The following is a 1179-nucleotide window of genomic DNA, read 5'->3' as shown; positions in this document are numbered from 1 at the left end:
AATGCTTTCGTTGTCTTATTCCAATCACTGTCTACATTTTCTACATCCTCGTCTTCAGGAGGATTAGTAGACTGTTTTGATTGACTTACCGTTGTTTGCTCATTTAAATTTATTGGAAATATATTGCCCAAAGACAATCCACTGACAAAAAAAACCAAAGAAACAATCATTACTTCAGGAATCTTCATATCATGCTCCTTAAAAATTATCAAAGACTGTATCACTTCATTTATAAATAGCCTAATATGGTCAACTAAATTGAGTCTGGGTTTAATTCTTAACCCAAAAACAACTATTGTTGACCTACTATTATGGTCATCAGTAAATGAATTTTTTCTGTCACTAGCTTGATGAGAATATCCAGCCACATTGTATCGGTTCTGCTTCTTAACTATTTCATCAAATAAATCCTTTTTAACAAATCCATCACTAACTTGATAAAAATATCCAGCTAAATCATGCTCCTTGAATTGTTGAAATAATTGAGCTAAAGGTCGGTACTTTTCGCATTTGTAATCTCCTTCGTCGGTATCTTCCCAGCTGTTAATTAAACTTCTCCAAACTTCCATTCCACATTTAAAGTCTCCTTCCTCAACACGTCCCTTAGTGGTGGTTCGACGAAGATTTTTACATGACCGGTTAAAGTAAGAATTGCCAATGAATTTTAGATCATATTCAATGTTATTTATAAACTCATCTCGACCATAAGCCCAAATGGTGTCGCTACCACTCCTAATGCTGTCACCACCACTCTTGGCTAATAACCAACATAACCCATCTACCGATATTTTACCACCTAATAAACTAGGTAACAAATAGGTAATACCCGCCCCTATCTGCTCTTTGGGAAATAGTGGCTGAATCTTTTTCTGTAATTCCAATGATACTCTCTGATTACCATCAACATTACTACCCTTTTGGATGTTCAACCATTGCAAAAATTCTGGTAATGTTTCTGGAATAACTAATGCTCTCAAGGTCATTAATCTGACAATTTGTGGACTATAAATCTTTTCTTTAATAGCTCTATCTATCCCTTGAGCATTAAATAAACTGTGCCAATATTCACGGGTGACATCTTTGTTGTTTAACCCATTTATAATGGTTTCTACCGATTCGGGTTTCACTTGAGAACTATTTGCTAAGCTCCTCAGAGCGGATTTTAATGCTGCTTCATCA

1 pseudogene is annotated in these 1179 nt (G+C 35.2%); it reads right to left on the bottom strand.

The features are described from left to right. A pseudogene (locus ASL19_RS14715) lies at positions 1-1179 on the bottom strand (hypothetical protein); the annotation flags it as partial.

Source organism: Cylindrospermopsis sp. CR12 (assembly GCF_001432185.1).
GTDB classification, from domain to species: domain Bacteria; phylum Cyanobacteriota; class Cyanobacteriia; order Cyanobacteriales; family Nostocaceae; genus Raphidiopsis; species Raphidiopsis raciborskii.
This window is presented reverse-complemented; position numbering and strand designations above follow the sequence as displayed.